Source organism: Xanthomonas sp. LF07-6 (assembly GCF_034105445.1).
Lineage (GTDB): Bacteria > Pseudomonadota > Gammaproteobacteria > Xanthomonadales > Xanthomonadaceae > Xanthomonas_A > Xanthomonas_A sontii.
The window spans coordinates 50554-75322 of sequence record NZ_JAXGGI010000009.1 but is presented as its reverse complement, the minus strand read 5'-3'; the positions used below and the strand labels follow the sequence as shown (position 1 = coordinate 75322).

Genomic DNA, 24769 nt, shown 5'->3' with positions numbered 1-24769 from the left:
CACCCAGGCGATCGAACGCATTACCGCAGCGAAGAAAAACACCGAACGCCGAACCGCGCGCCTCGCCATTGTGGGAGGGGCTTCAGCCCCGACGCGACATCGTCTGAAGATGCGGGTGCGGACGCCATGCTGTCCTCCTGCTGCGCGATCGGCCGCGATGCGCGCTCGGTAAAGCATCGCGGCTGACGCCGCTCCTACGCAGGCGCAACACTCGCAGCGCGCGCCACTCCAACGAATCCCCAATCCCGACATCCCCACTCCCCGCCCTCACACCCACCCATAGCGGATCAGGTGGAAGAACACCGGCGCCGCGAAGCACACCGAGTCCAATCGATCGAGCACGCCGCCGTGGCCTTCGATCATGTGGCCCCAGTCCTTGATGCCGCGGTCGCGCTTGATCGCCGACATCACCAGGCCGCCGAAGAAGCCCATCAGGTTGGCGACCAGCGCCAGCGCGAACGCCTGCAGCGGCGAGAACGGGGTGATCCACCACAGCGCCGCGCCGAGCAGGCTGGCCGAGAGGATGCCGCCGACGAAACCTTCCACGGTCTTGGACGGCGACAGCTTGGGCGCGATCAGGTGCCGGCCCAGCAGCTTGCCCCACACGTACTGCAGCACGTCGGAGGACTGCACCACGATCACCAGGAACGCGAACAGCAGCAGGTTGCGGTCCTCGTAGCCGGGAATGCGCAGGTTCAGCAGCGCCGGCACGTGCGAGATGCAGAACACGCTGATCATCAGCCCCCACTGCACCTTGGCGGTGCGCTCCAGGTAGCGCGTGGTGTCGCCGCCGATGGTGGACAGGATCGGCAGCACCAGGAACGCGTAGACCGGGATCAGCAGCGTGTACAGGCCGTACCAGTCGCTCCACACCAGCCAGTACTGCCACGGCAGCACCACGTAGAACGCGGCCAGCAGCGCGTAGTAGTCACCGCGCCGGGTGGGAGTGAGGGTGATGAACTCGCGCAGCGCAAACAGCGACACCAGCGCGAACAGCACGATCACGCCGAGCCGTCCGAAGGCGAACGCCAACGCCACCACCGTCGCCATCACCCACCAGGCGCGGATCCGCGCCACCAGGTTGTCCAGCACCGCGCTGGGCCGTTCGCGCGCGCGCCAGCGCAGGGTCTCGGCGATCAGCGTGGCCACCACCAGCACCGTGGCGATGCCCAGGAACAGCCATACCGTCTGTTGCCGCAGCGAGGATTGCTGCAGGTGTTCGCTCAGCGCGATCGGATTCATCGGGCGGCCTCCGCCTGCTCCGGCGCCAACGCCAACAAGGCCGCGCGCGCGCGATCGAGGAAGGCCTGCTTGTCCTCGCCGGCGCCCAGCCGCAGCGGTTCGCCGAAGGTGGTGGTGCACAGCAACGGCAACGGCAGCCACTTGCCCTTGGGCATCACCCGCTTGAGGTTGTCGATCCACACCGGCACGAACTCCAGTTCCGGGCGCTGCCGTGCCAGGTGATAGAGACCGCTCTTGAACGGCAGCAGCCCCTCCTCGGTATTGCGCGTGCCTTCCGGGAACAGGATCAGCGAGCCGCCGCTGTCGACCGCCTCGCACAGGCAGGCGATCGGATCGCGCTGGCGCTGCTGCGGATCGCGCTCGATCAGCACGCCGTTGAACACCGCGTGGATCAGGTAGCGGCGCAACGCGTCGCGCTGCCAATAGTCGGCCGCCGCCACCGGCCGCACCTCGCGTCGCAGCGCTGCCGGCAACGACGACCAGATCAGCACGAAATCGCCGTGGCTGGCGTGGTTGCCGTAGTACACGCGGCGCTCGCTGGACGGCATGCAGCCGCGCCACAGCGCACGTGCGCCGGTGAGCAGACGGATCGCGGCACTGCAGCCGCGGGCGATCAGACGGGCGATCATTTCCACTCCAGTTCGCGCACGATGGCGCGCACGCGAATCACGATGGTCAGGGCGGCGGCGGCGATCAGCAGCGCCAGCGCCACGGCAAGAAGCATGTAGGCCAGTGTGGCGTGCTGCAGCAGCAATGCAGCGGCCGCCGCCAACGCGGCCAGCGACAGCCAATGCATGCGCTGCACGCGCGCCATCGGCCCCTGCAACGGTTCGCGCACCGCGCAGGCCAGGCCGAGCATGCGCACGTAGGCGGTGCCCACGCACACCAGCGCAGCGGCCCAGCCCAGTTCCGCGCCGACGCCCAGCACCGGCTGCAGGCCATAGCCCACGCCCAGGCACACCGCCACGTCCGACAACCGGTCCGGCGCTTCGTTGTACACCGCGCCGGCACGGCCGATCATCTGCGCCTGCTGCGCCAGCAACCCGTCCAGGCGGTTGCACAGCAGCCGCGCCTGCAGCGCCAGCGCCGCCAGCACCAGCAACGCGGCGGCATTGGCCGGCGGCTCGCGCCAGGCCAGGGCGAACATCAGCGCCGCCAGCACCGCGCACGCCAGTCCGGTCCAGGACACGCCATTCGGCGTGGCCCCACGCGCGCGCAACGCCAGCGCCAGCCGCGCGCGCCACTGCGCGCGCCGCGCCTGCCAGGTCGAAGCGGCCATCAGTCGCCGCCTCCACAGCCGCCGCAGCCACCACCGCCGCAACTGCTGCCGCCCCCATCGCTGCTGCCGCCACCGCCACCGCAACTGCTGGTCGAAGCGCTACAGCCAGCACCGTTGGGCAGCGGCGAACGCAAGGCGTGGTAATCGGCCCAGGGCGTGGTCATCAGCACACTGGTGCCGGCCAGGGCCAGCGGCAACGCCAGATGCGAACCCGGCTCCGGCGACGGAGCGGCGACGCCATCGCGCCAGGCCGCATCGCGCTCGGCCAGCAGCGCGTCGCCGGCAACGCTGCGCCGCGGCGGCGTGAGCAGAAAGCCGAGCGCAACGACCGCGACCACCACCATCGCCGCCACCAGAAAGCCGATCGGGCGCTGCAACTGCAGGCCGATGCGCAGCTTCAGCAGACCCACCATCCACAGCGCCAGCAACGGCGCGGCGCCGAACAGGCGGGCGCACAGCGCCTGCCCGTGGCCCAGCCACAGCCCCTTGGCGACCAGCGACCGACGCAGCGGCGCGGCGTCGCGCCGCAATGCGGCGAGCGCCTGCTGGAGCTGCGGCTGCGCACGCACGGTCGCCAGCGCACGCTGCAGCGCCGGCGGTGCGGCGACGCGGGTGTGCTCCAGCCGCGCGTGGCGGCGCACATTCGGATCGGGCTGCAGGCGCAATGCGCCGGCCGCCAGCAGCAGGGCCAGTTGCTGATCGGCAACGCGCTCGCTGCCACCGGCCAGATACGCCAGTTCGGCCGGGTCCAGCAGCGCCTGGGTGTCAGCGCCGCGCAGTCCGCGCACGGCCAGGCGCAGGCGCGCGCCCAGGCTCCAGGCCAGGCCGATGCCGGCCAGGAACAGCAGCAGGAACGGCGGTCCGGGCCAGTGCAGCGGCGAGCGTGGGCCGTTGCCCTGCCATAGCACCGCGAACAGCAGCGCCACGCCCAGCATCCAGCCCCACAGGGCGCCGCCGCCGCGCGCGCGGACGACGCGGCGCGTACCGGCCTGGCGCGGTGCCGGCGTGGATGGCCGCGTGCCGGCCGGCGCCGGCCAGCATGCCGCCGGCGGCTCGCCGAAGTAGTGCCGGTACTGCGCCAGGGTGGCCGCGTACTGGGCCTGGAAGCGCGCAGCGTCGGCCGGGTCGCCGCGCCCGGGCTGGTGGTGCAGGGTGCGGCGCAGCACCTGCGGACAGAACCGCTGCCAGTACTCGCGGGTGTCGGTGAGGTGCGCGTGCCAGGCCTGGTCGACCAGCGGACTCGGCGTGATCTCCTCACCGGCGACGCAGGCCAGGAAGCAGAAACGCCGGTATTCCTCGACCAGTTGCGTGGCCAGCGCCGGCGACACGCCGGCCTCCTCGGCGACGCGACGCTCGAACGCCGCCAACGCCGTCTCGCCCTCGCCGAAGCCGTCGGCCTGCAGACGCTGCCACAACGCCGCGTGATCGGGATCGACGCTGGCCGGCAGCAGTGGCGTCGGCGTTCGCGTCATCGCAGCGCTCCCAAGCCCGCTGGCGCCGTGCACAGCGCCAGCAGCAGGGCCAGCCCCTGCAGGGCGAAACACAGCAGCTGCCGCCGCAGCAGGCGGCGCATGCCCTGCCAGCGCGCCAGCCAGTCGCGCGGCGGCGGCAGCGTGCGCAACAGGCCCAGCCGCTGCAGGGCCGCGTCCAGGTCGGCGCCGGCGCGCTGCAAGTCCGGTTCGGCCAGCACCGCTTCGAGCAACGCCACGTCCAGGCCGACCCGCGCCGCCCAGTAGCGCTGCAGCAGGCCGGCCAAGGCGGCGACGCCGCAGCAGCACACGGCGAGGACGGCACCGATGCCGGCATACCATGCCGCCAACAGCACGCTGACCGCGAGCAGCAGCAGCGACAGCCGATCCAGTGGCGCGGCTTGGCGCAGCACCGCCGCCATCGTGCGCAGTTCCAGCGGCGTGCTCATGCCGGCAGCTCCTGCACCTGCAGCAGCGCCGGTGATGCGGTGCAGGCGGCGGCGATGGCGGCACGCTGCGCCGGTCCCAGCACGATGCGTGGCGCGCGCGCCCGCAACAGGGCCAGCGCGTCGTCCAGCGTGGCGGCACGGCCGCTGCGCAGCAGCCAGGTGGCGACCGCGGCCGCGCTGCGCGAATAGCCCAGCGCGCAGCAGGCCAGTACCTGGCCGTGCGTGCGCGCCGATTCGATCGCGTCGGCGGCCATGCGCAAGGCCGCGGCCGGCGGCGCCACCAGGTCCAGCATCGGCACCACGCGGTCGTGCGCCTGCGCCTGGCGCAACGACAGTTCCGCACTGACATCGACCACCGCGGCGAAGCGCGCGCGCTCGCCACGGCCGGGGAGGCGCCCGAGCCAGACGCCGTCGGCGATCGCGCGCGGCGCCGGATCGCGCCAGGTCCAGGCGCGCGAGTTGAGCCAGGCGGCGACCAGGTACGGCGCGTACAGCCAGCGCGCGGCCAGGCTCAGGCGGCCATCGTCACGTTTCTGCAGGCCCAGCGGGCCGAGCAGCGCATAACTGAGCGCGACCAGCAGCAGCGACAGCGCCGGCCACAGCAACCACCAGCCGACGCCACCGAGCGCACGTGCGGCAGCCACGCAGGCCGCGCTGCCGAGCAGGTACAGCGCGGCCAGGCGCCAGCGCCGCAGATCGCGCGCGGGCGCCGCGGCCCGCCACGGCGCGGCAATGCGCTCCGGCCACAGCCACACGCACAGCCAGCCCGCGGCCAGGCCGGTGGGCACGTCGAGGAAGTGATGCTGGTAGGTGGTCAGCACCGACAGCCCGATCAGCGCGAACCAGCCGTGCAGGGCCCACCGCGCCAGCCCGTGCAGGTGCTGCGCATAGCGCACCCACAGCACCACCAGCAGCACGATGTGCAGCGACGGCGCCTGGTTGAACGGCTTGTCGAAGCCGAGCAGCACTTCGAACAGCCAGCCGAACACACCCTCGGTCGGCGGCCGCTCGAAACTGAAGCGCAACGGCCACAGCAGGAAGCAGCCCACCGCCAGCAGTTGCGCGGTGAGCAGACGCCGCGCATGCGTGCCCAGTTCGACACGTGTGCGGCAGACGAAGAACGAGATCACGTAGAACAGGTCGATCGACCAGTACGGGACGATGGTCCACGGCCAGAACGGGATCTGGGTTTCCCAGGCGAACGGCAGCGACGGCACGGCGGCGCGACGCGCGGCCAGCGTGTTGGCCAGGCCGTAGCTGAGGAAGAAGAACGGCCCCAGCAGCGCCAGCCAGGCCAGCGCCCGCCGCCACGGCCGCGCGGCCGCGGCGCTCATGGCGCGATCCGCTGCGCCAGCGACACGGTGAAGATGCCCCACTCGTCGATGCGCTGCTCCAGCTTGCGGAAGCCGGCCGTGCGCACCAGTTCGTCCATCTCCTGCTGGGTGCGGCGGCGCATCACCCAGGCCGCGCCGCCGCGGTGGCTGGTCAGCGCGCGGGCGATGAACTCCAGCTGCGGATGCCAGGGCTGGCCGGTGTAGGCCAGGTAGCCGCCCGGTTCCACCGCCGCGGCCACGCCCTGCAGCGAGCGCAGCACCTGGTCGTTGTCCGGGAACAGTTCGTACAGGCCCGACACCACCGCCAGCGTCGGCCGCGGCTGTAGCGCGGCCAGCGCATCGCGGTCGAAGGCATCGCCCTGCTCGAAGCGGGCGATGTCGGTGGCGCCGAGCGTGGCGATCAGCGCACGGCCCTGCTCTACGTTCAACGGGCTGAAATCGCGCAACAGGATCGCGTCGGCGCGCTGGCTGCCGCCGGCCAGCGCTTCGAGCACGTAGCGGCCGTGGCCGGCGGCGATGTCCAGCGCGCGCACCGGCAGGCCGGCGGCGCGCAGCCGCTGCATCGCCAGGCCCAGCAGTTCATGCAGGTGCTGGCGGCGCACGCGGATGCCGCGCCAGCCGATCGCATCCAGGTAGTTGCGGTCGATCATCCGCCCCAGCGGGCCGCGCCCGGCCGCCTGGTCGCGGTAGATGTAGTCCAGCGTGCTGCCGGAATCGAAACCGGTCTGCAGGCCGAGGGCGATGCCTTCGGAGAGCTGTCCGCCCACGCGCAGGCCGGCGCGCACGCCGCGCCAGCGCAGGTCCTGCAGGCTGTAGCGCTGCGGCGGCCAGGCCAGGCGCTCGGCCTCCTCGAAGGTCGGCCCGCGGCGGTGCGCCTGGCGCAGGCTGGGCAATGCCGGTTCATCGGCGAAGCGCTCGCGCACGAAGCGGCGGATCTGCGCCACCGCCGGCGCGCGGTCGCGCTCGCCCAGCGTGTCGTGAAAGAAACCGGGCAGCAGGTGGCGCTCCTTCACCGGCGAGGACAAGCGCTCGTAGAAGCGGTCCTGCGGGCCGCGGTGCACCACGAAATCGCTGCCGGACACCAGCAGCTGCACCGGCACGGTGATCGCCTGCGCATCGCCGACCACGCGGTCGGCCGCCGCGTACAGCCCCAGCAACACCCGCACCGAGATCGGCCGGGTGATCAGCGGATCGGTGCGATAGCTCTCGACCCGCGCCGGGTCGTGGGTCAGCCACTGCGGCCTGACGTAACTGTTGACGAAGAAGTTGCCGCGCAGCGCCTGCATCAGGGCCAGCCCGGGCCGCGCGAACGGCACGTACAGCTTGACCTTGAACGCGGGCGAGGCCAGCACCAGCGCGCGCAGCGGCGGCGCGTAGTCGTGCACCCAGGTGCTGGCGACCACCGCGCCCACGCTCTGCGCCACCACCACGATGTCCTGCACGGCGATGCCGTGGACCTCGCCGATGTGCGCGACGAAGCGGTCCAGGTCGCGCACCAGCGCCGGGAAACCGGGCGCGTCGCCGCGCGCGCCGGGCGAGCGGCCGTTGCCGCGCGCATCCCAGGCGAACAGCGCGCACTCGTCCAGGCCCAGTTCCTCGGCCAGGTGCATGACCCGCCCGGAATGCTCGTGGCCACGGTGCAGCAGCACCACCGCCCGCGGCGGCGCCGCCGGCGTCGTGGCCGGCCAGTGCCGGTAGAACAGCCGTGTGCCATCGAAACTGGCGAATTCGCTTTCGTTGACCTGCCGCATCCGTTGCCGATTCCTTGTCTGTCTTGAATCCCTGTTCGCCGCGGCCACGCCGGCCGCCCCGCTCACGCGCGTGCCGCCGCCTCGCGCAATCCCGCCGCGACCCGGCGCAGCACGGTCGCCGCGCACAACAGCGCCACCGCCATGGCGACGGCCGTGACCGTCGCCGCGCCGATCCAGGCGCCGGCCAGCAGCAGCCCCAGCACGCCGATGACGAAGGCACGGTCGCTCTTGCCCATCGGCCCATCGTAGCGGCGGCTGGCGCCGACCATCAGCCCAAGCACGCCGGCATACTCGGTCAAGGCCGCGGTCAGCACCATCAGCCAGACCCAGCCAGCCATCACACCGGGCACGCCGAGCAGGCTCAGGTACAGCGCCGCATCGGCGACCACGTCGCATAGTTCGTTGAGGTAGGCGCCCAGCCGCGACTGCTGGCCGAACTCGCGCGCCAGCATGCCGTCCACCGCGTTCAAGGCCATCCGCAGCAGCATCCACAGCGGCAGCAGCGCGTACCACAGCGGCTGCGCCGCGCCTTGCGTGTAGACCACCGCGGCGACCAGCAGCGACAGCAGCGCCGCAGCCGCCGTCACCTGGTTGGCGGTGACGCCGAGCCGGTACAGCACCCGCACACCGGGCCGCAGCAGGTTCTGGAAACGTCCTTTGAGGGCATAGATCGACACGCGCGTGGTCCTGACGGCGAGGGCGGGGCGGCGACAGCCTAATGCATCGCAGCGGCTGCGCGCGCGGCCGAAGCCACGGCGCAGGTGTTCTGCACGGCCCGCACGCACCGCGCGCGCGGCTCCACGGCGAGGCGCGCACACCGTGTGCCGGCGCCGCCGCACACGCGATCCGCAGGCCCGTGGGCCCGGCCGGCCGGGCGTCGGCGGGCCTCAGCGCCTACAATGGCGGCCCGTTCCGCTGCCCCCGCCCTGCCCCATGTCCTCCGATTTCCTGCCCGTGCGCCGGGCGCTGCTGTCCGTTTCCGACAAGACCGGCCTGATCGACCTGGCCCGCGCGCTGGCCGCGCGCAACGTCGAGCTGCTGTCCACCGGCGGCACCGCCAAGGCCCTGCGCGAGGCCGGGCTGGCGGTGAAGGACGTGTCCGAACTGACCGGCTTCCCGGAAATGATGGACGGCCGGGTCAAGACCCTGCACCCGCTGGTGCACGGCGGCCTGCTCGGCCGCGCCGGCACCGACGATGCGGTGATGGCCGAGCACGGCATCGCCGCGATCGACCTGCTGGTGCTCAACCTGTATCCGTTCGAGGCGGTCACCGCCAAGGCCGACTGCACGCTCGCCGACGCGGTGGAGAACATCGACATCGGCGGTCCGGCGATGCTGCGCTCGGCGGCCAAGAACTTCGCCCGCGTGGCGGTGGCCACCGACCCGGCGCAGTACGCCGAGCTGCTGGCCGAGCTCGAGGCCAACGATGGTCGGCTGTCGGCGGCCAAGCGCTTCGCCCTGGCGGTGGCCGCGTTCAACCGCGTCGCCCAGTACGACGCGGCGATCAGCAACTACCTGTCCGCGGTCACCGCCAGCGACGCGGCCGTGCCCACGCGCAGCGCGTTCCCGGCGCAGATGAACTCCAGCTTCGTCAAGGTGATGGAACTGCGCTACGGCGAGAACCCGCACCAGCAGGCCGCGTTCTACCGCGACCTCTTCCCCACGCCCGGTACCCTGGCCACCTTCACCCAGCTGCAGGGCAAGGAGCTGTCCTACAACAACATCGCCGACAGCGATGCGGCCTGGGAATGCGTGCGCCAGTTCGACGCGCCGGCCTGCGTCATCGTCAAGCACGCCAACCCGTGCGGCGTGGCGGTCGGCGCCGGCTGCGGCGACGCCTACGAACTGGCCTACGCCACCGACCCGACCAGCGCCTTCGGCGGCATCATCGCCTTCAACCGGCGGCTGGATGCGGCCACCGCGCAGGCGATCCTGGACCGCCAGTTCGTCGAAGTGCTGATCGCCCCCGACTACGACGACGCCGCGCTGGAGTACGCCAAGAAGAAGGCCAACGTGCGCGTGCTGCGCATCCCCGCCGCCGACGGCGCCTACGGCATCGACAGCAAGCGGGTCGGCTCCGGCATCCTGCTGCAGACCAGCGACGCGCGCGTGGTGCCGCGCGATGCGCTGAAGGTGGTGACCCGGCTGGCGCCGACCGAGGCGCAGTTCGCCGACCTGCTGTTCGCGTGGAAGGTGGCCAAGTACGTCAAGTCCAACGCCATCGTCTACGCCAAGGACCACCGCACCATCGGCGTCGGCGCCGGGCAGATGAGCCGGGTGTACTCGGCGCGCATCGCCGGGATCAAGGCCACCGATGCCGGCCTGGCCGTGGAGGGCTCGGTGATGGCCTCCGATGCGTTCTTCCCGTTCCGCGACGGCATCGACGCCGCCGCCGCGGCCGGCATCAAGGCGGTGATCCAGCCGGGCGGTTCGATGCGCGACGCCGAGGTCATCGCCGCGGCCGACGAGCACGGCATCGCCATGGTGTTCACCGGCGTGCGCCACTTCCGCCACTGAGGTCTGCAGCGATGCGCCTGTCCGCTGTCGTGCCGCGTCCGTTCGCCGTGCTGGCCCTGGCCGGCGCCCTCGTGCTGGGCGGCTGCAAGCCGGCCGCGACGCCCGCACCCAGCGCGGCACCTGCGTCGGCCCACGCCAGCGCGGCGGCCCAGCCCCACGTCAGCCGCACCGCGCGGCTGCAGGCGTTCCTGCAGCAACGCTACGGCAGCGCCGCGACGCTGGTCGGGCATTGGCCGGGGCAATGGACCCAGGGGGGCGAGAGTCATGCGGTGGACTGGCAGGTCTGCGCCGAACAGCCGGTGGTCACCGGCGACGGCTGGCAGCAGTTGCTGGCGGTGTGCGGCGCGCTGCGCGATGCCGGCCATCCCGAACCTGGCACCATCGACTTCTACGTGCTGCGCCCCGAGGGCCAGGGCTTCGCCGTCGCCGCCGAGCGCACCGGCGGCACCTACGGCAGCCAGGGCCAACCCGGCGAGGTCGGCATCGTCCGCGCCGGCAGCGATTTCTACGGGTTCCGCGTCGAGGACGGCTGGTTCGGCCAGGGCTATGCGCTGCAATCGCAGACCCTGATCCTGCCCGGCCCCAAGGGCCTGGTCGATGCCGGCAGCGTGCGCAGCCACATCGACAACAGCGCCGCCGCCGACTGCGATGCCGCCGATGCGGCCGCGGACTGCAAGGCTGGCCAGTTCGCCATCGACTTCGCCCTGCGCTTCGACGACCGCGACCACGCCGCCCGCGTCTGGCCGCTGCTGATCGAGGAAACCGGCACGGAGTGCGGCCAGCGGCCGGTGCAGCGCAGCCACCGCTTCGCCCTGGACGCGAAGACCTGGACCTACCATTTCCCCGAGGCGCTGCAGCGCGAAGGCTGCACGTGAGGCGCGCGCGCCCGGCGCAGCCGTTCCCCTTTTCCCTGCAATCTGGAATTCCGCGATGAAACTGCTCGTCATCGGCTCCGGCGGCCGCGAACACGCCCTGGCCTGGAAGCTGGCCCAGTCCCCCCGTGTCGACGAAGTGCTGGTGGCGCCCGGCAATGCCGGCACCGCCGGCGAGGCCAAGTGCCGCAACGTGCAGGTCAAGGTCAACGACCTCGACGGACTGCTCGCGCTGGCCCGGGACGAAGGCGTGGCACTGACCGTGGTCGGCCCGGAAGTGCCGCTGGTGCTGGGCGTGGTCGACCGCTTCCGCGCCGCCGGGCTGCGCATCTTCGGCCCCAGCGCCGCCGCCGCGCAGCTGGAAGGCAGCAAGGCCTACGCCAAGGACTTCCTGCAGCGCCACGGCATTCCCACCGCGTTCTACGCCGTGCACACCGAGGTCGAGGCAGCGCTGGCCTATGTCCGCGACAAGGGCGCGCCGATCGTGATCAAGGCCGACGGCCTGGCCGCCGGCAAGGGCGTGATCGTGGCGATGTCGCTGGACGAGGCCGAGGCCGCGGTGCGCGACATGCTGTCCGGCAACGCCTTCGGCGACGCCGGTGCGCGTGTGGTGATCGAGGAATTCCTCGACGGCGAGGAAGCCAGCTTCATTTCCATGGTCGACGGCCACACCGCGCTGCCGATGGCCACCAGCCAGGACCACAAGCGCGTCGGCGACGGCGACACCGGCCCCAACACCGGCGGCATGGGCGCGTACTCGCCGGCGCCGGTGGTGACGCCCGAGGTGCACGCGCGGGTGATGCGCGAAGTGGTCGAGCCGACCGTGCGCGGCATGCGCGACGACGGCGTGCCGTTCACCGGCTTCCTCTACGCCGGGCTGATGATCGACGCCAGCGGCGCGCCCAAGGTGATCGAGTTCAACGTGCGCTTCGGCGACCCGGAAACGCAGCCGGTGATGCTGCGTCTGCAGTCGGACCTGCTCGACCTGCTCGAGGCCGCGCTCGACGAACGCCTGCACGCCACCGAGGCGCAGTGGGATCCGCGCCCGTCGCTGGGCGTGGTGCTGGCGGCGGCGCCGTATCCGGAAACCCCGGTCACCGGCGAAGCGATCACCGGCCTGGACGCGGTGCCGGGCAACGCCAAGGTGTTCCATGCCGGCACCACGCTGGATGCGCAGGGCCGCGTGCTCAGCGCCGGCGGCCGCGTGCTGTGCGTGGCGGCGCTGGGCGACAGCGTGGCCGAGGCGCAGCGGCATGCCTACGCCGGCGTGGCGCAGATTCACTGGGCCAGCGAATTCCACCGCCACGACATCGGCTGGCGCGCGATCGCGCGCGAGCAGGGGGCGTAACACGTCGCCACGGGCAGGAGCGGCTTCAGCCGCGACGAGCGAAGCCCGAAGCACGGCTGACACCCTCGCTCGTCGGGACTGAAGTCCCTCCCACAAGGCACCCGGACATCGCACCCGTAGGAGCGGCTTCAGCCGCGACAGGGGCATGACCGGGAACGCCGGTCGCGGCTGAAGCCGCTCCTGCGAATGCGCCCACGCACTCTCCATCGGGCCTGCGCTAGCCTGGATCCTCTACCGCTTCGCGCATGCCCATGGCCCTCTCCCCCACCCTCCGCACCCGCTTCCGCGCGCTCGCCGCGCAGACCGATGGCATCGACACCGCGGCCTACGCCGCCTGCGGCAAGGATCCGCTCGACCCCATCATCGGCCTGGGCCGCCGCGATGCGAAGGTGTGCATCCTCGGCCGCGACCCGGGCCGCAGCGAGGTCGAGCACGGCGCGCCCTTTGTCGGCAGCGGCGGCCAACTGGTGCGCAAGGCGCTGTACCGGCACCTGCACCTCGGCGAGGAGATGCCCGACTTCGCGGCCGGGCTCGAGGCCGGCCGCGTCGCCTTCTGGCTCAACACCGTGCCGTACAAGCCGGTGGGCAACAAGGCGTGGTCGATGGCGGTGAAGCGGCGCTTCCACCCGCTGATGCGGCGCCTGCTGCTTGAGCAGTGGCGCGGCGATGCCATCCTCACCCTCGGGCGCGAAGCCTTCCTGTGGTTCGGCATCGACCAGCCGCGCGAGGTGCGCGCGGCGCTGGAGGCGTTCTGGGCGCGTGAGGACCGCTTCCAGGCGCAGACCGAGGTGGAGCTGCGCAGCGAGGACGGCCGCCGCAGCCGCCGCGTGACGCTGTACCCGCTGCCGCATCCCTCGCCGCTCAACCAGACCTGGTACAAACGCTTCCCGGCGCTGCTGGACGCACGCCTGCGACAACTCGCGGTCTGAGCCGGCCTCTAAAAGGGGATCGCATACAGCGACGGTGCGCTATCGTGTTGCCGTGCCGACCCCCTCGATCGAAACCCGCCTCAGCCGCCTGTGGGCCCACGAAAAGGCCAGCTACGGGCTGCGCGTCTTCATCGCGCTGGCGGTGGCGATGGGCGTGTGCTGGCACCTGCAGCAACTGGAGGCGGTGCCGGCGATTTTCCTGGGCACCATCGCCAGCGCCATCGCCGAAACCGACGACAACTGGCTGGGCCGGATCAAGTCGGTGCTGCTGTCGCTGCTGTGTTTCGCCGCCGCCGCGGCCGCGGTGGTGCTGTTGTTCCCGTATCCGTGGCCGTTCGCGGCCGGCCTGGCGCTGTCCACCTTCGCCCTGACCCTGCTCGGCGCGCTCGGCGAACGCTACGCCTCCATCGCCCAGGCCACGGTGGCGCTGGCGATCTACGCGATGATCGGCCTGGACCACGGCACCCAGAACGGCCACGTCGGCGGCAACGCCTGGCACGGCGTGGCCTTGCTGCTGCTCGGCGCCGGCTGGTACGCGGTGCTGTCGGTGCTGTGGACGGTGCTGTTCGCCAACCGGCCGGTGCGCGAGCGGTTGTCGCGGCTGTACCTGGAGCTGGGCCGCTACCTGCGGCTCAAGGCGGCCCTGTTCGAGCCGGTGCGGCAGAGCGACCTGCACGCGCGGCGGCTGGCGCTGGCCGAGCAGAACGCGCAGGTGGTGGCCGCACTCAACGCGGCCAAGACCGCGATCATCAGCCGCTTCGGCCGCTCCGGCCGGCCCGGCGTGCAGTCGGGCCTGTATTTCCGCCTGTACTACATGGCGCAGGACTTCCACGAGCGCGCCAGTTCCTCGCACTACCCGTACGAGGCGCTGACCGACGCGTTCTTCCACAGCGACGTGCTGTACCGCTGCCAGCGCCTGCTGGCCCTGCAGGGCAAGGCCTGCGCGGCGCTGGGCGAGGCGATCCGGCTGCGCCAGCCGTTCGACTACGGCGAGCAGACCCAGCAGGCCACCACCGACCTGCGCCAGTCGCTGGATTTCCTGCACGCCCGTGGCGACCCACGGCAGGCGCGGCTGCTCGGCTCGCTGGAATTGCTGGTGACCAACCTGCACAGCATCGAGCGGCGCCTGGCCGAGGCCGCGCAATCGGACACCACCAGCGACACCCTCGACACCCGCCTGCGCGACTCGTCGCCGCACACCCTGCGCGAGATGCTGCGGCGCCTGGGCCAGCAGCTCACGCCCGGCTCGGTGCTGTTCCGGCACGGCCTGCGCATGGCGATTGCGCTGGTGGTGGGCTACGCCATCATGCAGTCGATCCACGCCAGCAACGGCTACTGGATCCTGCTGACCACCGCCTTCGTGTGCCGGCCCAACTACGGCGCCACCCGCCTGCGCCTGGCCCAGCGCATCGCCGGCACCCTGATCGGCCTGGGCGCGGCGTGGGCGCTGATGCAACTGTTCCCGGGCACCGAGCTGCAGTTGCTGTTCGCCCTGCTCGGCACGCTGGTGTTCTTCGTCACCCGCACCGACCGCTACATGCTCGCCACCGCGGCGATCACGGTGATGGCGCTGTTTTGCTTCAACCTGATCGGCGACGGCTTCATGCTGATCTGGCCGCGCCTGCTCGACACCCTGATCGGTTGCGCGATCGCCGCCGCCGCCTCGTTCCTGATCCTGCCGGACTGGCAGGGCCGTCGCCTCAACCAGGTGCTGGCGACGGTGCTGTCCAGCAGCGCGCGCTACCTGGCGCAGGTGCTGGAGCAGTACCGCAGCGGCATGCGCGACGACCTGCCCTACCGCATCGCCCGCCGCGACATGCACAACGCCGACGCCGCGCTGTCGGTGGCGCTGTCGAACATGCTGCGCGAGCCCGGCCGCTACCGCCGCAACCTGGATGCCGGCTTCCGCTTCCTGGCTTTGTCCAACACCTTGCTCGGCTATCTGTCGGCGCTGGGCGCGCATCGGGCGGCGCTGGCCGGCGAGACTGATCCGGACATCGCCCGCGCCGGCGACTACCTGCCGCAGGCGCTGGGCGCGCTGGCCGACGCGCTTGCGGAACGACGTGCGCTGCCGGCCGCCGACGAGCCGGCCGAGATCGCACTGGCCGAGGCGCTGGAGCGCGAGGACGGCATCGACGAGGCCAAGCGCCGGCTGGTGCGCAACCAGCTCGCGCTGACCCTGCGCCTGCTGCCCAAGCTGCGCGACGCCGCGCAGGCGGTCACTGCCGCGACGGTGCCGCCGGCGCCGGCGCCGGCGCTTGCCGCCCCGGCCGCACGCTGAGGCCCATCCACAGCAGCGCCACCACCGCCAGCGCCGCACCGCCGAGCGCCACCCCGCGCCAGCCGGCGTAGGCATAGGCCGCGGTGCCGAGGCTGGACCCGATCGCACCGCCGATGAAATAGCAGGTGACGTAGGCCGAGGTGATGCGGTTGCGCGCGGCCGGATCCAGTTGGTAGATCACGCTCTGGTTGCCGATGTGCACGCCCTGCACCGCCACGTCCAGCAGCACCACGCCGGCGATCAGCAGCCACAGCGAGTGCGGCGCGCCGAGCAACAGCAACCACGACAGCAGCAGCATGACCAGGCCGCCCCAGCCGACCAGATGGCCGGCGCCGCGGTCGGACAGCTTGCCGGACAGGTTGGCGGCGAACGCGCCGGCCGCGCCGATCAGCCCGAACAGGCCGATGGTGGCGGTGCCGTAGCGGTAGTCCGGGCCGGACAGCAGGAACGCCAGGGTGGTCCAGAACATGCTGAAGCCGGCGAACAGCAGCCCGCCCAGCACCGAGCGCGCGCGCAGCACCGGCTCGTCGCGCAGCAGCGCCAGCACCGAACCGATCAGGTGCGGATAGGACAGGTGCGGGTTGCCCGGGTGCCGTGGCAGGCCGCGCCACAGCAGCCCCGAGGCCACCAGGATCAGCGCCGCCGCGACCCAGTACACGGTGTGCCAGCCGCCGATCCCGGCCAGCAGGCCGGAGGCCGTGCGCGCCAGCAGGATGCCCAGCAGCAAGCCGCTCATCACCGTGCCGATGACTCGGCCGCGCTCGTGCGGCGCGGCCAGGGTCGCGGCGAACGGCACCAGGATCTGCGCCGCCACCGAACTCAGGCCGGTGATCAGCGTACCCAGCAGCAGCAGCGCGAAGCTGTGCGCCATCGCGCTGACCAGCAGGCCGACCGCGCTGAGCGCGTACAGGCCGACGATCAGGCTGCGGCGCTCGAAACGATCGCCCAGCGGTACCAGGAACAGCAGGCCGGCGGCGTAGGCCAACTGCGCGGTGGTGACCACCGCACCGGCGCGGCGCACGTCGATGGCGAAGGTCTGCGCCAGCACCTCCAGCAGCGGCTGCGCGTAGTAGTTGCTGGCCACCGCCAGGCCGGTGGCGGTGGCCATCAGCAGCACCAGGCCGCGGCGCATCGGCGGATGCGAAGTCGTTTCCATGGACGGACACCGGATCGTGGGGAGGGGCGCAGTCTGTGGCGGTGGCAGCGATCTTTCAAACGCATTTTTTTCACCACTGCCATCTGTTTTCGAGATAGTGTGATTCCCGCGCCGACAGGCCGGCCGGTTCCCCGGGGCCGCCGCTTCGAACGCAGGCGGCGTCCGGACTGGAGCGCCGCCCCACCACCGCCCCCGCGCCGAAGGAACCCGCACCATGCCCAGCACCGACATCGCCGAGGCGCTGCAGCAGCACGGGTATGCGGTGGTCCGCGGCTTCCTGGGCGACGGCGACATTCCCGACAGCCTGCTGCGCTTCCTGGAAGGCGCCGAGAAGTTCCACGACGGCGTGATCGGCGACCTGCCGGCGGCGGACATGCAGCGCATCCAGGCCCGCATCGCCGCCACCGTGCCGGCGGTGGCCGCGGCCATGGGCCTGGCGATCGCCGTCGACCGCTTCGGCTACTGCGCCATCCGCATCCGCGAAAGCCATGCCGCGCCAAGCCTGCGTCTGCCGTTCGACCAGCACCGCGATCCGAAGGCCGCGCCGGGCGGCGCGCTCAACTGGCACCTGGACCACTTCAGCTATTTCCTGCATGGCGACCACCGCAACTACCTGATCTGCTACATGCCGGTGCGCAAGCCCGATGCCGGCCTGGCCAACGTGGCCATCGTCGCCGACGACGTGGTCGCGCGGCTGGATCCGCAGCTGCACCAGCGCATCCAGGGCCGCGGCGCGCTGCGCTTCCGCTGCGTGGAGGCCGACACGCTGGACTGGTTCCGGCTGCGCTTTCCTGGCGAGGCCCTGGCCATCGGCGACTGGTACGCGATCGAGGATCTGTACGACGCCAGCCCCGGCTGGAAGATCGGCTTCGACCTGGAAGCGCACAAGGTGGTGCCGCACCTCGCGGTCGGCGACCTGCTGATCATGCGTGCCGACGTCATCCACCGCACCCACGACGCCGGCTGTGACCGCATCTCGGTGCGCTGCGACGCCCTGCCCGCGCAGGCGCCGCGGCTGGACACGCTGCGCGGCCTGCTCGGCATCACCCTGCGCTACCCGTTCATGAGCCGCAAGCGCCGCTACAACATCCGCCTGTGGCTGCGTCAGCAATGGCGCAAGCGGCTCGGGCGCACAGCATGAGGCGTGCACTGCGACAGACGCCGCGTGGCGCATGCAGCCCCGGCGCGGATCGGCTGCGGCATTGCCACCGTGCGCGCCAGGCAGCGCCATGCTGACCCTGCGCCAGCTCGAATTCGCCGTCGCCGTCGCCGAGGAAGGCAGCTTCACCGCGGCCGCGCGCCGCTGCCACACCGTGCAGTCGGCGCTGAGCCACCAGATCGCCAAGATCGAGCAGGCGCTGGGCGCGCGCCTGTTCGAACGCGGGGCGCGCCACGTGCGCGCCACCGCCGCCGGCGAGGTGTTCCTGCACAACGCGCGCGCCACCCTGCGCGCCGCCGAACGCCTGCACGAGGAAATGGCGCAGACCCTGGGCACGGTGCGCGGCCGCCTGCAGATCGGGCAGATCTCCTCGTTGAACGCGGTGCAGGTGCCGGCGGTGCTGCGCCGCTTCCGCGAGGCACACAGCGCGGTGGACGTGCACCTGCGCACCGGCATGAGCGATGAGCTGCTGCTGGAACTGGGCGAAGGCCGGCTCGACGTGGCCCTGGTCGGGGTCGGCCCGCACGTGGCGCTGCCGCCGCAACACCTTCTGCTGCACGAGGAACCGCTGGCGCTGATCGCCGCACCCGGCAACCGCTTCGCCGCGCGCCGCCAGGTCTCCCTGCGCGACCTGGAAGACGCGCCGATGGCCGGGCTGATCCCCGGCGCCGGCGTGCGCGGCATCATCGACCGCGCCTTCGCCGCCGCCGGCCTGCGCCAGCGACTGCAGTACGAGGTCACCCATGCCGACCTGCAGCGGCAACTGGTGGCCGAGGACCTGGGCCTGGCGGTGGTGCCGCAGACCATGGCCACCGGCATGCACGGTGTGGCGACGGTGGCATTGCGCGAGCGCTTCCGCTTCCTCACCTACGCCGTGTGGCGGCCGGATCCGACCCCGGCCGCACGCGCCTTCATCGCCCTGCTGCGCGCCCAGCGCGACGCCCTGCAGGCCGCAACCGACAGCGCCAGCACCGGCCGCCGCGCGCCGCGCCTGAGCGCGCGGCGAACCTGCTAGGCTGCGCGCGTTCGCAAAGGAGCCTGCATGTCCGCCCACAGCCAGTTCGCCCTGTTGCGGCAACGCCGCTTTCTGCCGTTCTTCGCGGTCCAGTCGCTGGGCGCGTTCAACGACAACGTGTACCGGCAGGCGATCATCGGCCTGCTGTTCTATCTGGGCGTGACCCCGGAGCAGCGCACGCTGTACACCAACCTGGCGCCGGCACTGTTCATCCTGCCGTACTTCCTGTTCTCCTCGCTGGCCGGGCAGATCGCCGAGAAGCTGGAAAAGTCGCGGCTGGTGGTCATCACCACCACGATGGAGATCGGCATCATGTCGCTGGCCGCGGTCGGCTTCCTGACCGAGAACATGGCGGTGCTGCTGGTGGCGCTGTTCTGCACCGGCCTGCAGTCGACCCTGTTCGGCCCGGTGAAGTATTCGATCCTGCCGTCGGTGCTCAAGCCGGAGGAACTGACCGGCGGCAACGGCCTGGTCGAGATGGGCACCTCGATCTCGATCCTGTGCGGCATGATCCTGGGTGGGCTGATCTTCCAGATCGCCGGCAGCCACGGACCGGTGGCCGCGGCCACCGCGGTGGTCGCGCTGGCGGTCACCGGCAACCTGATGGCGCGCTGCATCCCCAAGGTCGACGCCGGCGCACCCGAGCTGAAGATCAACTGGAACCCGCTGCCGGAATCGCTGGCGATCATGCGCCTGACCCGGCGCCAGCTGGCGGTGCGCAACGCCGTGCTCGGCGTGTCCTGGTTCTGGTTCGTCGGCACCGTGCTCACCGCGCAGTTGCCGACCTACGCCGAACTCAACCTCGGCGGCGCGCAGGACCTGTACATCTTCGCCCTGGCGCTGTTCTCGATCGGCACCGGCACCGGCTCGTTGCTGTGCGAGAAGCTGTCCGGGCGCACCGTCGAGATCGGCCTGGTGCCGCTGGGCGCGTTCGGCATCAGCGCCTTCATGCTCGACCTGTACTTCGCCCGCCCTGGCGCCGCGCTGCAGACCGGCCTGGGCATCGGCCAGTTCGTCCACCAGGCCGGCAGCTGGCGGATCATGCTCGACCTGGTCGGCATCGGCCTGTGCACCGGACTGTTCGTGGTGCCGCTGTTCGCGCTGATCCAGAGCCGCACGCCGAAGGCGGAACTGTCGCGCGTCATCGCCGGGCTCAACATCCAGAACTCGCTGTTCATCGTGCTGGCCGCGATGATCGGCATCGCCCTGCAGATGCAGCAGTTGCACCTGTTCGGCGTGCGCATCCCGATGCCCGGGCTGAGCATCCCGCAGGTGCTCCTGGCGCTGGCCATCGCCAACGCGGTGGTGGCGATCTGGATCTTCAGCATCGTGCCCGAGTTCCTGATGCGCTTCCTCAGCTGGGTGATGGTGCGCACCCTGTACCGGCTGCGTCTGCACGGTGTCGAACGCCACGTGCCCGACGAGGGCGCGGCGCTGATCGTGTGCAACCACGTCAGCTACATGGACGCGCTGGTGCTGGCCGCGGCGATCCCGCGACCGGTGCGCTTCGTCATGTACTACCGCATCTTCAACATTCCGGTGATGCGCTGGATCTTCCGCACCGCCAAGGCGATTCCGATCGCCGGGGCGCGCGAGGATCCCGAGCTGATGCAGCGCGCGTTCGACGCCATCGACGCCGCGCTGGCCGAGGGCGAGCTGGTGTGCATCTTCCCCGAAGGCGCGCTGACCAAGGACGGCGAGATCGCCGCGTTCAAGTCCGGCGTGGAGAAGATCCTGGCCCGGCGCGCGGTGCCGGTGGTACCGATGGCGCTGCGCAACATGTGGACCAGCATGTGGAGCAAGCGCGATTCGCGGCTGCGGCGCATGCGCGTGCCACGGCGCTTCCGCGCCCACATCGAGGTGATCGCCGATGCGCCGGTAGCCGGGGCCCAGGCCACCGCCGAGACGTTGGAGGCGCAGGTGAGAAGGCTGCGTGGCGATGCCGCCTGAGTGCGGCGCAGGTGCCCTGGGCACGCGCTTCGGGTAAATTAACCGCAGGGGAGACGCCACAGGCCGTGGCGTCCAGTGCGAAGGACCGAGCGGACAGTGAACCAGCCCGAACCACCAACAGCGCCCAACGCGGGCGTCTATGTGCCCAACAACATGGTCTGGGCGATCCTCTCCACGCTGTTCTGCTGCCTGCCGCTGGGCATCGTGTCCATCGTCTACGCCGCGCAGGTGGATGGCCGCCGCGCTGCCGGCGACATCGAGGGCGCGCGCGCCGCCGCACGCAAGGCCGGCTGGTGGGCGCTCGCGTCGCCGATCCTGGTCGTCGTGTGGATCTTCGTGGCCGTCCTGCTGGAGGCGATCGGCAGCCTGGCCGGCAACTGACCCCCACCGTTTCCCGTTCCACCACCCAACCACCGGAGTAACACGGATGAATACCACCGCACCGCAAGTGTCCAACAACCTCGTCTGGGCGATCCTGACCACGCTGTTCTGCTGTCTGCCGCTGGGCATCGTGTCCATCGTCTACGCCTCGCAGGTCAACACCAAGCTCGCCGCGGGCGATGTGGCCGGTGCGCGCGATTCGTCGGACAAGGCCAAGAAGTGGGCGATCTACTCGGCGGCGACCTCGGTGGTGCTGATCGTGCTGTACCTGATCTTCATCTTCGCCCTGGGCGGCCTGGGCATGATGCAGCAGTCGTCCATGTCCTGAGCGCCGCGGCCGCCGTCGCCTGCGACGGCGGCCGACCACGCGATCGTCCGCCTGCCATGTCCCTTCAGCGCCTGCAGTCCCTGCCCCGCTGGTTGCCGCTGGTCGCACTGAGCGGCGCCGCGGTGGTGGCCACCGTGGTGCTGCGTCGGATCGATCCGAATGTCCCCGGCAATCCGCTGCCGGGCTGCCCGTTCCGCGCCCTTACCGGCCTGTATTGCCCCGGCTGCGGCAGTACCCGCTGCCTGCACGCGCTGGTGCACCTGGACCTGGCCCATGCCTGGACCAGCAATCCCCTGCTGGTGGTGGCACTGCCGCTGCTGGCGATCATGGCGCTCAACGCCGCCGGCCTGCGCCTGCGCCCGCTCGCGCCGCTGCTGAAGATCCTCGCCGACCCGCGATTATGGCTATGGGTGCTGCTCGGCTATGCGCTGCTGCGCAATCTGCCCTGGTATCCCTTCACACTGCTCGCGCCGCACTGACGGCCCGCCACCTCCGCACCGCAGCGACTCGTCTAGACTCACCGACTGCCGTGCACCACCCATCCAGGAGATCCACATGAGTACCGTCAGCCCCGTCGCGCCCCCGCCGCCTCCCGCCTCCGGCGTCCCCGGTCCGGTTCCCAACCACCTGGCCTGGGCGATCATCTCGACGGTGCTCGGCTTCTGCCTGTGCTGCCCGGCGCTGATCACCGGCATCGTCGCCATCGTGTTCTCCAGCAAGGTCAACGGCCTGCTCAACCAGGGCGACCTGGAAGGCGCGCGCCGCGCCTCCAACACCGCCAAGACCTGGTGCTGGGTGACCACCGCACTGGCCATCATCGGCCTGCTGATCAATGCCGTCATGGTCGCCACCGGCGGCATGCAGAGCTACATGGACTACATGCAGCAGATCCAGCACGCGAGCTGATCGGCGTGCGCGCCTGGCAACAACGGGCGTGCCTTGGCGCCGCCGCCGCATTCGCGGCCGGCGGCGCCACGCTGCTGTACCGCTTCGATCCCAATGCCGCGAACAACCCGTTCGCACCGTGCATGTTCCATGCGCTCACCGGCTATTACTGCCCGGGCTGCGGCATGACCCGCGCCCTGCATGCGCTGGTGCACCTGGACCCGGTCGGCGCGTTCGCGATGAATCCCGGCGCTATGCTGGGCCTGGCCCTGTTGCCGGGCCTGATCGCCTGGAAGGCCGGCTGGCGCGCGGCCTGGTTTGCGCCAGTCGTGAGCGTGGTCTCGCGGCCGAATTTCTGGCTGGTCGCGCTGCCGGGCTACTGGATCGCGCGCAACCTGCCGTGGTTCCCGTTCACCCTGCTGGCGCCGCACTAGCCGGACGCAACACCTTGCGATTCGCACCTGGCACGAGCAAGCGCCTGCGCATAGGCGATCTCGGCGCCTGGCTCAGCTGACCCAGCCGGCGATCACCAGCAGCGCCAGCAGCACCAGCCACAGCAGCAGCACCCTCCACACCTGGCTCATCGCATCGCGCAGTTCGGGCAGGCGCCGCAGCGCCGGCACCACCATGCCCGCGTCGCTGTAGTCGTGCGCCTCGGCATCGAGTTCGCCGCGCACGCTGGCGCAGGCCACCGGCCCGAGAAAGCCGGTGTCCAGTTGCCACCGCTTGCCGCCGGCGGCGCGCCAGGCGCCGAACACCGCTTCGAAATTGCCGACCAGGGCCAGCGAGAAGGTCATCAGGTGCGCCACCGGCCATTCCAGCGCCGCCAGCAATGCGCGCGCGCCGGCGGCGGTCGCCGGCGGCAGCCGCGCGGCATAGGGGCCGACCGCGGCCAGCGCCAGCAGCCGATAACCCAGCGCACCGAACGGCCCCAGCAACAGGAAACAGAACAGCACCGCGAACCAGCGGCGCAGCGCGCTGACCGCCACCGCCTCGACCAGCCCGGCCGGATCCTCACGCAGCGGCCCGCCATCGGCCTGCAGTTGCGCCACCGCCAGGCGCCGCGCGCTGGCGTCATCGGCGTCGATGATCGCCTCGACGTCGGTGTCCAGGTCGCGCGGGCCCCAGCTGAAGGCCAGCACCACGATCCCGAACAGGAGGGTCAGCAGGCCCAGGTGCGGCGCGGCCAGCAGCCACTGCAGCAGGCCGACCAGCAGCAGCGGCGGCAGCAGCGCCAGCGCGATGCCGTAGCGGCCGCGCCAGGCGCCGCCCTCGCCGGCATGCGTGTCCAGCCAGCTCAGCCAGTCGCCGAAGGCGTCGAAGCGGCGCAACGAGGCCACCATGCCAGGCGCGACATGGCCCAGCACCAAGGCGACGATCACAGCGACGAGGGTCGTGAACATGCAGGTCCTCCGGGACCGTTCTGAAGCGGATGCGCGCAACGCGCCGGCGCGGTCAGGCCGGCGCGCCGTGCCGGTACCAGTCCTCGATCAGCGCGCGGGCGATGGAGATGCGCGGCGGCAGGCGCAGGCCGTGGCCGTCGTCGGCGCTGTCGCCGTGCGCGGCCAGGCGCGCCAGCGCGGCGCCGACTTCCTCGCGCTCGAACCAGCGCGCGTCTTCCAGCTCGCCGTCCACCTGCGGCGTGTCCGCCTCCGCCTGTGCGGTAAAGCCGAGCATCAGCGCGCCCGGAAACGGCCACGGCTGCGCGCCGAAGTAGCGGCAACTGCCGGGCCGTACCCGCACCTGGGTCTCTTCGGCCACCTCGCGCGCCACCGTCTGCTCCAGCGATTCGCCCGGCTCGACGAAGCCGGCGATCACCGAGTAGCGCCGCGCCGGCCAGCTCGCCTGGCGCCCCAGCAGCAGGCGCCGGCCATCGCTGACCGCGACGATCACCGCCGGATCCACCCGCGGATAGTGTTCGCTGGCGCACTGCGTGCAGACGCCGAGGAAGCCGCCGCGCTGCAACGCGATGGTGCCGCCGCACACGCCGCAGAAGCGGGTGCGCGATTGCCAGTGCAGCATCGCGCGGGCGTAGGCGAACAGGCCCGCCTCCGGCGCCGGCCACTCGGCCGCGGCGCGGCGCAGGTCGATGCGCTGCGGCGGCGCCAGCGCCTGCGGCAGCGCGTCGGCGGCCAGCGCGAACCAGGCCTGATCCTGGTCCAGGCCAAGGAAGATGGCCTGCTCTGCCAGCGCGCCCAGGGCGGCGGCGCTGGCGATCAGCGGGCGTCCGTCGGCATCGGCATGCGCCTGGCCATCGGCTTCCAGCACCAGCACCCTGGCCTGTTCCCAGGCCTGGCGCAGCGCGGCCGGGTCGTTGCGTACGGCATCGGCACGGTCGATCGCAGGACCGGCGAAGGCGAAAGAGGCAGGCGTCGGATCGGACATGCGCCGCAGGGTGCAGGCAAACCGTGCGTCCCGCAAGCC

General features: G+C 71.5%; 24 protein-coding genes. 13 read left to right on the top strand and 11 right to left on the bottom strand.

All coding sequences use genetic code 11. The annotated features are described in order from the left end of the window. Positions 1-267 precede the first annotated feature (267 nt). From SLW56_RS14425 to SLW56_RS14390, 8 genes are all read right to left on the bottom strand, one after another. Positions 268-1242 carry a phosphatidate cytidylyltransferase gene (locus tag SLW56_RS14425; protein ID WP_017909398.1) on the bottom strand — a complete coding sequence of 325 codons (975 nt, stop codon included), beginning with the start codon at positions 1240-1242 and terminating at the stop codon, positions 268-270. Further along, the gene (locus tag SLW56_RS14420; protein ID WP_152237847.1) at positions 1239-1871 is read right to left on the bottom strand and encodes a lysophospholipid acyltransferase family protein; all 633 of its coding nucleotides are present in this window, start codon (positions 1869-1871) and stop codon (positions 1239-1241) included. Before SLW56_RS14420 ends, SLW56_RS14425 begins: the two co-directional genes overlap by 4 nt. After that, positions 1868-2521 (bottom strand): CDP-alcohol phosphatidyltransferase family protein, encoded by a 654-nt coding sequence (locus SLW56_RS14415; protein WP_295910067.1) that lies wholly within the window; start codon positions 2519-2521, stop codon positions 1868-1870. Before SLW56_RS14415 ends, SLW56_RS14420 begins: the two co-directional genes overlap by 4 nt. Next, positions 2521-3993: a TIGR04222 domain-containing membrane protein gene (locus tag SLW56_RS14410; RefSeq protein WP_295910066.1), complete on the bottom strand. Its 1473-nt coding sequence runs from the start codon at positions 3991-3993 to the stop codon at positions 2521-2523. Before SLW56_RS14410 ends, SLW56_RS14415 begins: the two co-directional genes overlap by 1 nt. Further along, the gene (locus SLW56_RS14405; RefSeq protein WP_267083863.1) at positions 3990-4439 is read right to left on the bottom strand and encodes a hypothetical protein; all 450 of its coding nucleotides are present in this window, start codon (positions 4437-4439) and stop codon (positions 3990-3992) included. The genes SLW56_RS14410 and SLW56_RS14405 overlap by 4 nt, the downstream gene beginning before the upstream one ends. Then, positions 4436-5773, bottom strand: a complete 1338-nt coding sequence (locus SLW56_RS14400) for a phosphatase PAP2/dual specificity phosphatase family protein (protein ID WP_320695025.1) — start codon at positions 5771-5773, stop codon at positions 4436-4438. The genes SLW56_RS14405 and SLW56_RS14400 overlap by 4 nt, the downstream gene beginning before the upstream one ends. Continuing rightward, on the bottom strand, positions 5770-7524 hold the full coding sequence (locus SLW56_RS14395) for a bifunctional alpha/beta hydrolase/class I SAM-dependent methyltransferase (RefSeq protein WP_320695024.1): 1755 nt from the start codon (positions 7522-7524) through the stop codon (positions 5770-5772). Before SLW56_RS14395 ends, SLW56_RS14400 begins: the two co-directional genes overlap by 4 nt. A gap of 62 nt (positions 7525-7586) precedes the next feature. Beyond that, positions 7587-8201 carry a CDP-alcohol phosphatidyltransferase family protein gene (locus SLW56_RS14390; RefSeq protein WP_320695023.1) on the bottom strand — a complete coding sequence of 205 codons (615 nt, stop codon included), beginning with the start codon at positions 8199-8201 and terminating at the stop codon, positions 7587-7589. A 256-nt stretch (positions 8202-8457) separates the two neighbouring features. Here SLW56_RS14390 and purH point away from each other — a divergent pair, with 256 nt between their 5' ends. The 5 genes from purH to yccS all read left to right on the top strand — a co-directional run bounded on the left by purH (position 8458) and on the right by yccS (position 15471). Beyond that, a complete protein-coding gene (gene purH, locus SLW56_RS14385) occupies positions 8458-10041 on the top strand; it encodes a bifunctional phosphoribosylaminoimidazolecarboxamide formyltransferase/IMP cyclohydrolase (RefSeq protein ID WP_320695022.1) in 1584 nt (527 codons plus the stop codon). Positions 10042-10052: 11 nt separating this feature from the next. After that, positions 10053-10916, top strand: a complete 864-nt coding sequence (locus SLW56_RS14380) for a hypothetical protein (RefSeq protein ID WP_267124656.1) — start codon at positions 10053-10055, stop codon at positions 10914-10916. A gap of 55 nt (positions 10917-10971) precedes the next feature. Further along, positions 10972-12261 carry a phosphoribosylamine--glycine ligase gene (gene purD, locus SLW56_RS14375; RefSeq protein ID WP_267104187.1) on the top strand — a complete coding sequence of 430 codons (1290 nt, stop codon included), beginning with the start codon at positions 10972-10974 and terminating at the stop codon, positions 12259-12261. A gap of 251 nt (positions 12262-12512) precedes the next feature. After that, the gene (locus SLW56_RS14370; RefSeq protein WP_267104070.1) at positions 12513-13190 is read left to right on the top strand and encodes a uracil-DNA glycosylase family protein; all 678 of its coding nucleotides are present in this window, start codon (positions 12513-12515) and stop codon (positions 13188-13190) included. A 52-nt stretch (positions 13191-13242) separates the two neighbouring features. Next, entirely contained in the window at positions 13243-15471 is a 2229-nt protein-coding gene (gene yccS, locus SLW56_RS14365) for a YccS family putative transporter (RefSeq protein WP_267083872.1), read from the top strand. On the opposite strand, the gene SLW56_RS14360 is transcribed toward yccS, so the two are convergent. After that, entirely contained in the window at positions 15410-16627 is a 1218-nt protein-coding gene (locus tag SLW56_RS14360) for an MFS transporter (protein WP_148829495.1), read from the bottom strand. The genes yccS and SLW56_RS14360 overlap by 62 nt on opposite strands. A 214-nt stretch (positions 16628-16841) precedes the next feature. Here SLW56_RS14360 and SLW56_RS14355 point away from each other — a divergent pair, with 214 nt between their 5' ends. The 8 genes from SLW56_RS14355 to SLW56_RS14320 all read left to right on the top strand — a co-directional run bounded on the left by SLW56_RS14355 (position 16842) and on the right by SLW56_RS14320 (position 22779). Further along, the gene (locus tag SLW56_RS14355; RefSeq protein WP_267083873.1) at positions 16842-17768 is read left to right on the top strand and encodes a hypothetical protein; all 927 of its coding nucleotides are present in this window, start codon (positions 16842-16844) and stop codon (positions 17766-17768) included. An 88-nt stretch (positions 17769-17856) separates the two neighbouring features. Further along, a complete protein-coding gene (locus SLW56_RS14350; RefSeq protein ID WP_320695021.1) occupies positions 17857-18801 on the top strand; it encodes a LysR family transcriptional regulator in 945 nt (314 codons plus the stop codon). Positions 18802-18828: 27 nt separating this feature from the next. After that, the gene (locus tag SLW56_RS14345) at positions 18829-20751 is read left to right on the top strand and encodes an MFS transporter (RefSeq protein WP_320695020.1); all 1923 of its coding nucleotides are present in this window, start codon (positions 18829-18831) and stop codon (positions 20749-20751) included. A gap of 153 nt (positions 20752-20904) precedes the next feature. Further along, the gene (locus SLW56_RS14340; RefSeq protein WP_267084041.1) at positions 20905-21132 is read left to right on the top strand and encodes a CD225/dispanin family protein; all 228 of its coding nucleotides are present in this window, start codon (positions 20905-20907) and stop codon (positions 21130-21132) included. Positions 21133-21178: 46 nt separating this feature from the next. After that, positions 21179-21460 (top strand): CD225/dispanin family protein, encoded by a 282-nt coding sequence (locus tag SLW56_RS14335; RefSeq protein ID WP_043093563.1) that lies wholly within the window; start codon positions 21179-21181, stop codon positions 21458-21460. Between the two features lie 56 nt (positions 21461-21516). After that, complete coding sequence (locus SLW56_RS14330; RefSeq protein ID WP_043093564.1) at positions 21517-21939, top strand: DUF2752 domain-containing protein; 423 nt, start codon at positions 21517-21519, stop codon at positions 21937-21939. 76 nt (positions 21940-22015) lie between these two features. Next, on the top strand, positions 22016-22366 hold the full coding sequence (locus SLW56_RS14325; RefSeq protein WP_017912540.1) for a CD225/dispanin family protein: 351 nt from the start codon (positions 22016-22018) through the stop codon (positions 22364-22366). A 5-nt stretch (positions 22367-22371) separates the two neighbouring features. Further along, a complete protein-coding gene (locus SLW56_RS14320; protein WP_017908847.1) occupies positions 22372-22779 on the top strand; it encodes a DUF2752 domain-containing protein in 408 nt (135 codons plus the stop codon). A gap of 72 nt (positions 22780-22851) precedes the next feature. Here the strand turns inward: SLW56_RS14320 and SLW56_RS14315 are convergent, their stop codons facing one another. Continuing rightward, positions 22852-23748 (bottom strand): hypothetical protein, encoded by an 897-nt coding sequence (locus SLW56_RS14315; protein WP_320695019.1) that lies wholly within the window; start codon positions 23746-23748, stop codon positions 22852-22854. Positions 23749-23800: 52 nt separating this feature from the next. Continuing rightward, positions 23801-24730 carry an NAD(+) diphosphatase gene (nudC, locus tag SLW56_RS14310; protein WP_295910052.1) on the bottom strand — a complete coding sequence of 310 codons (930 nt, stop codon included), beginning with the start codon at positions 24728-24730 and terminating at the stop codon, positions 23801-23803. Positions 24731-24769: the final 39 nt, after the last annotated feature.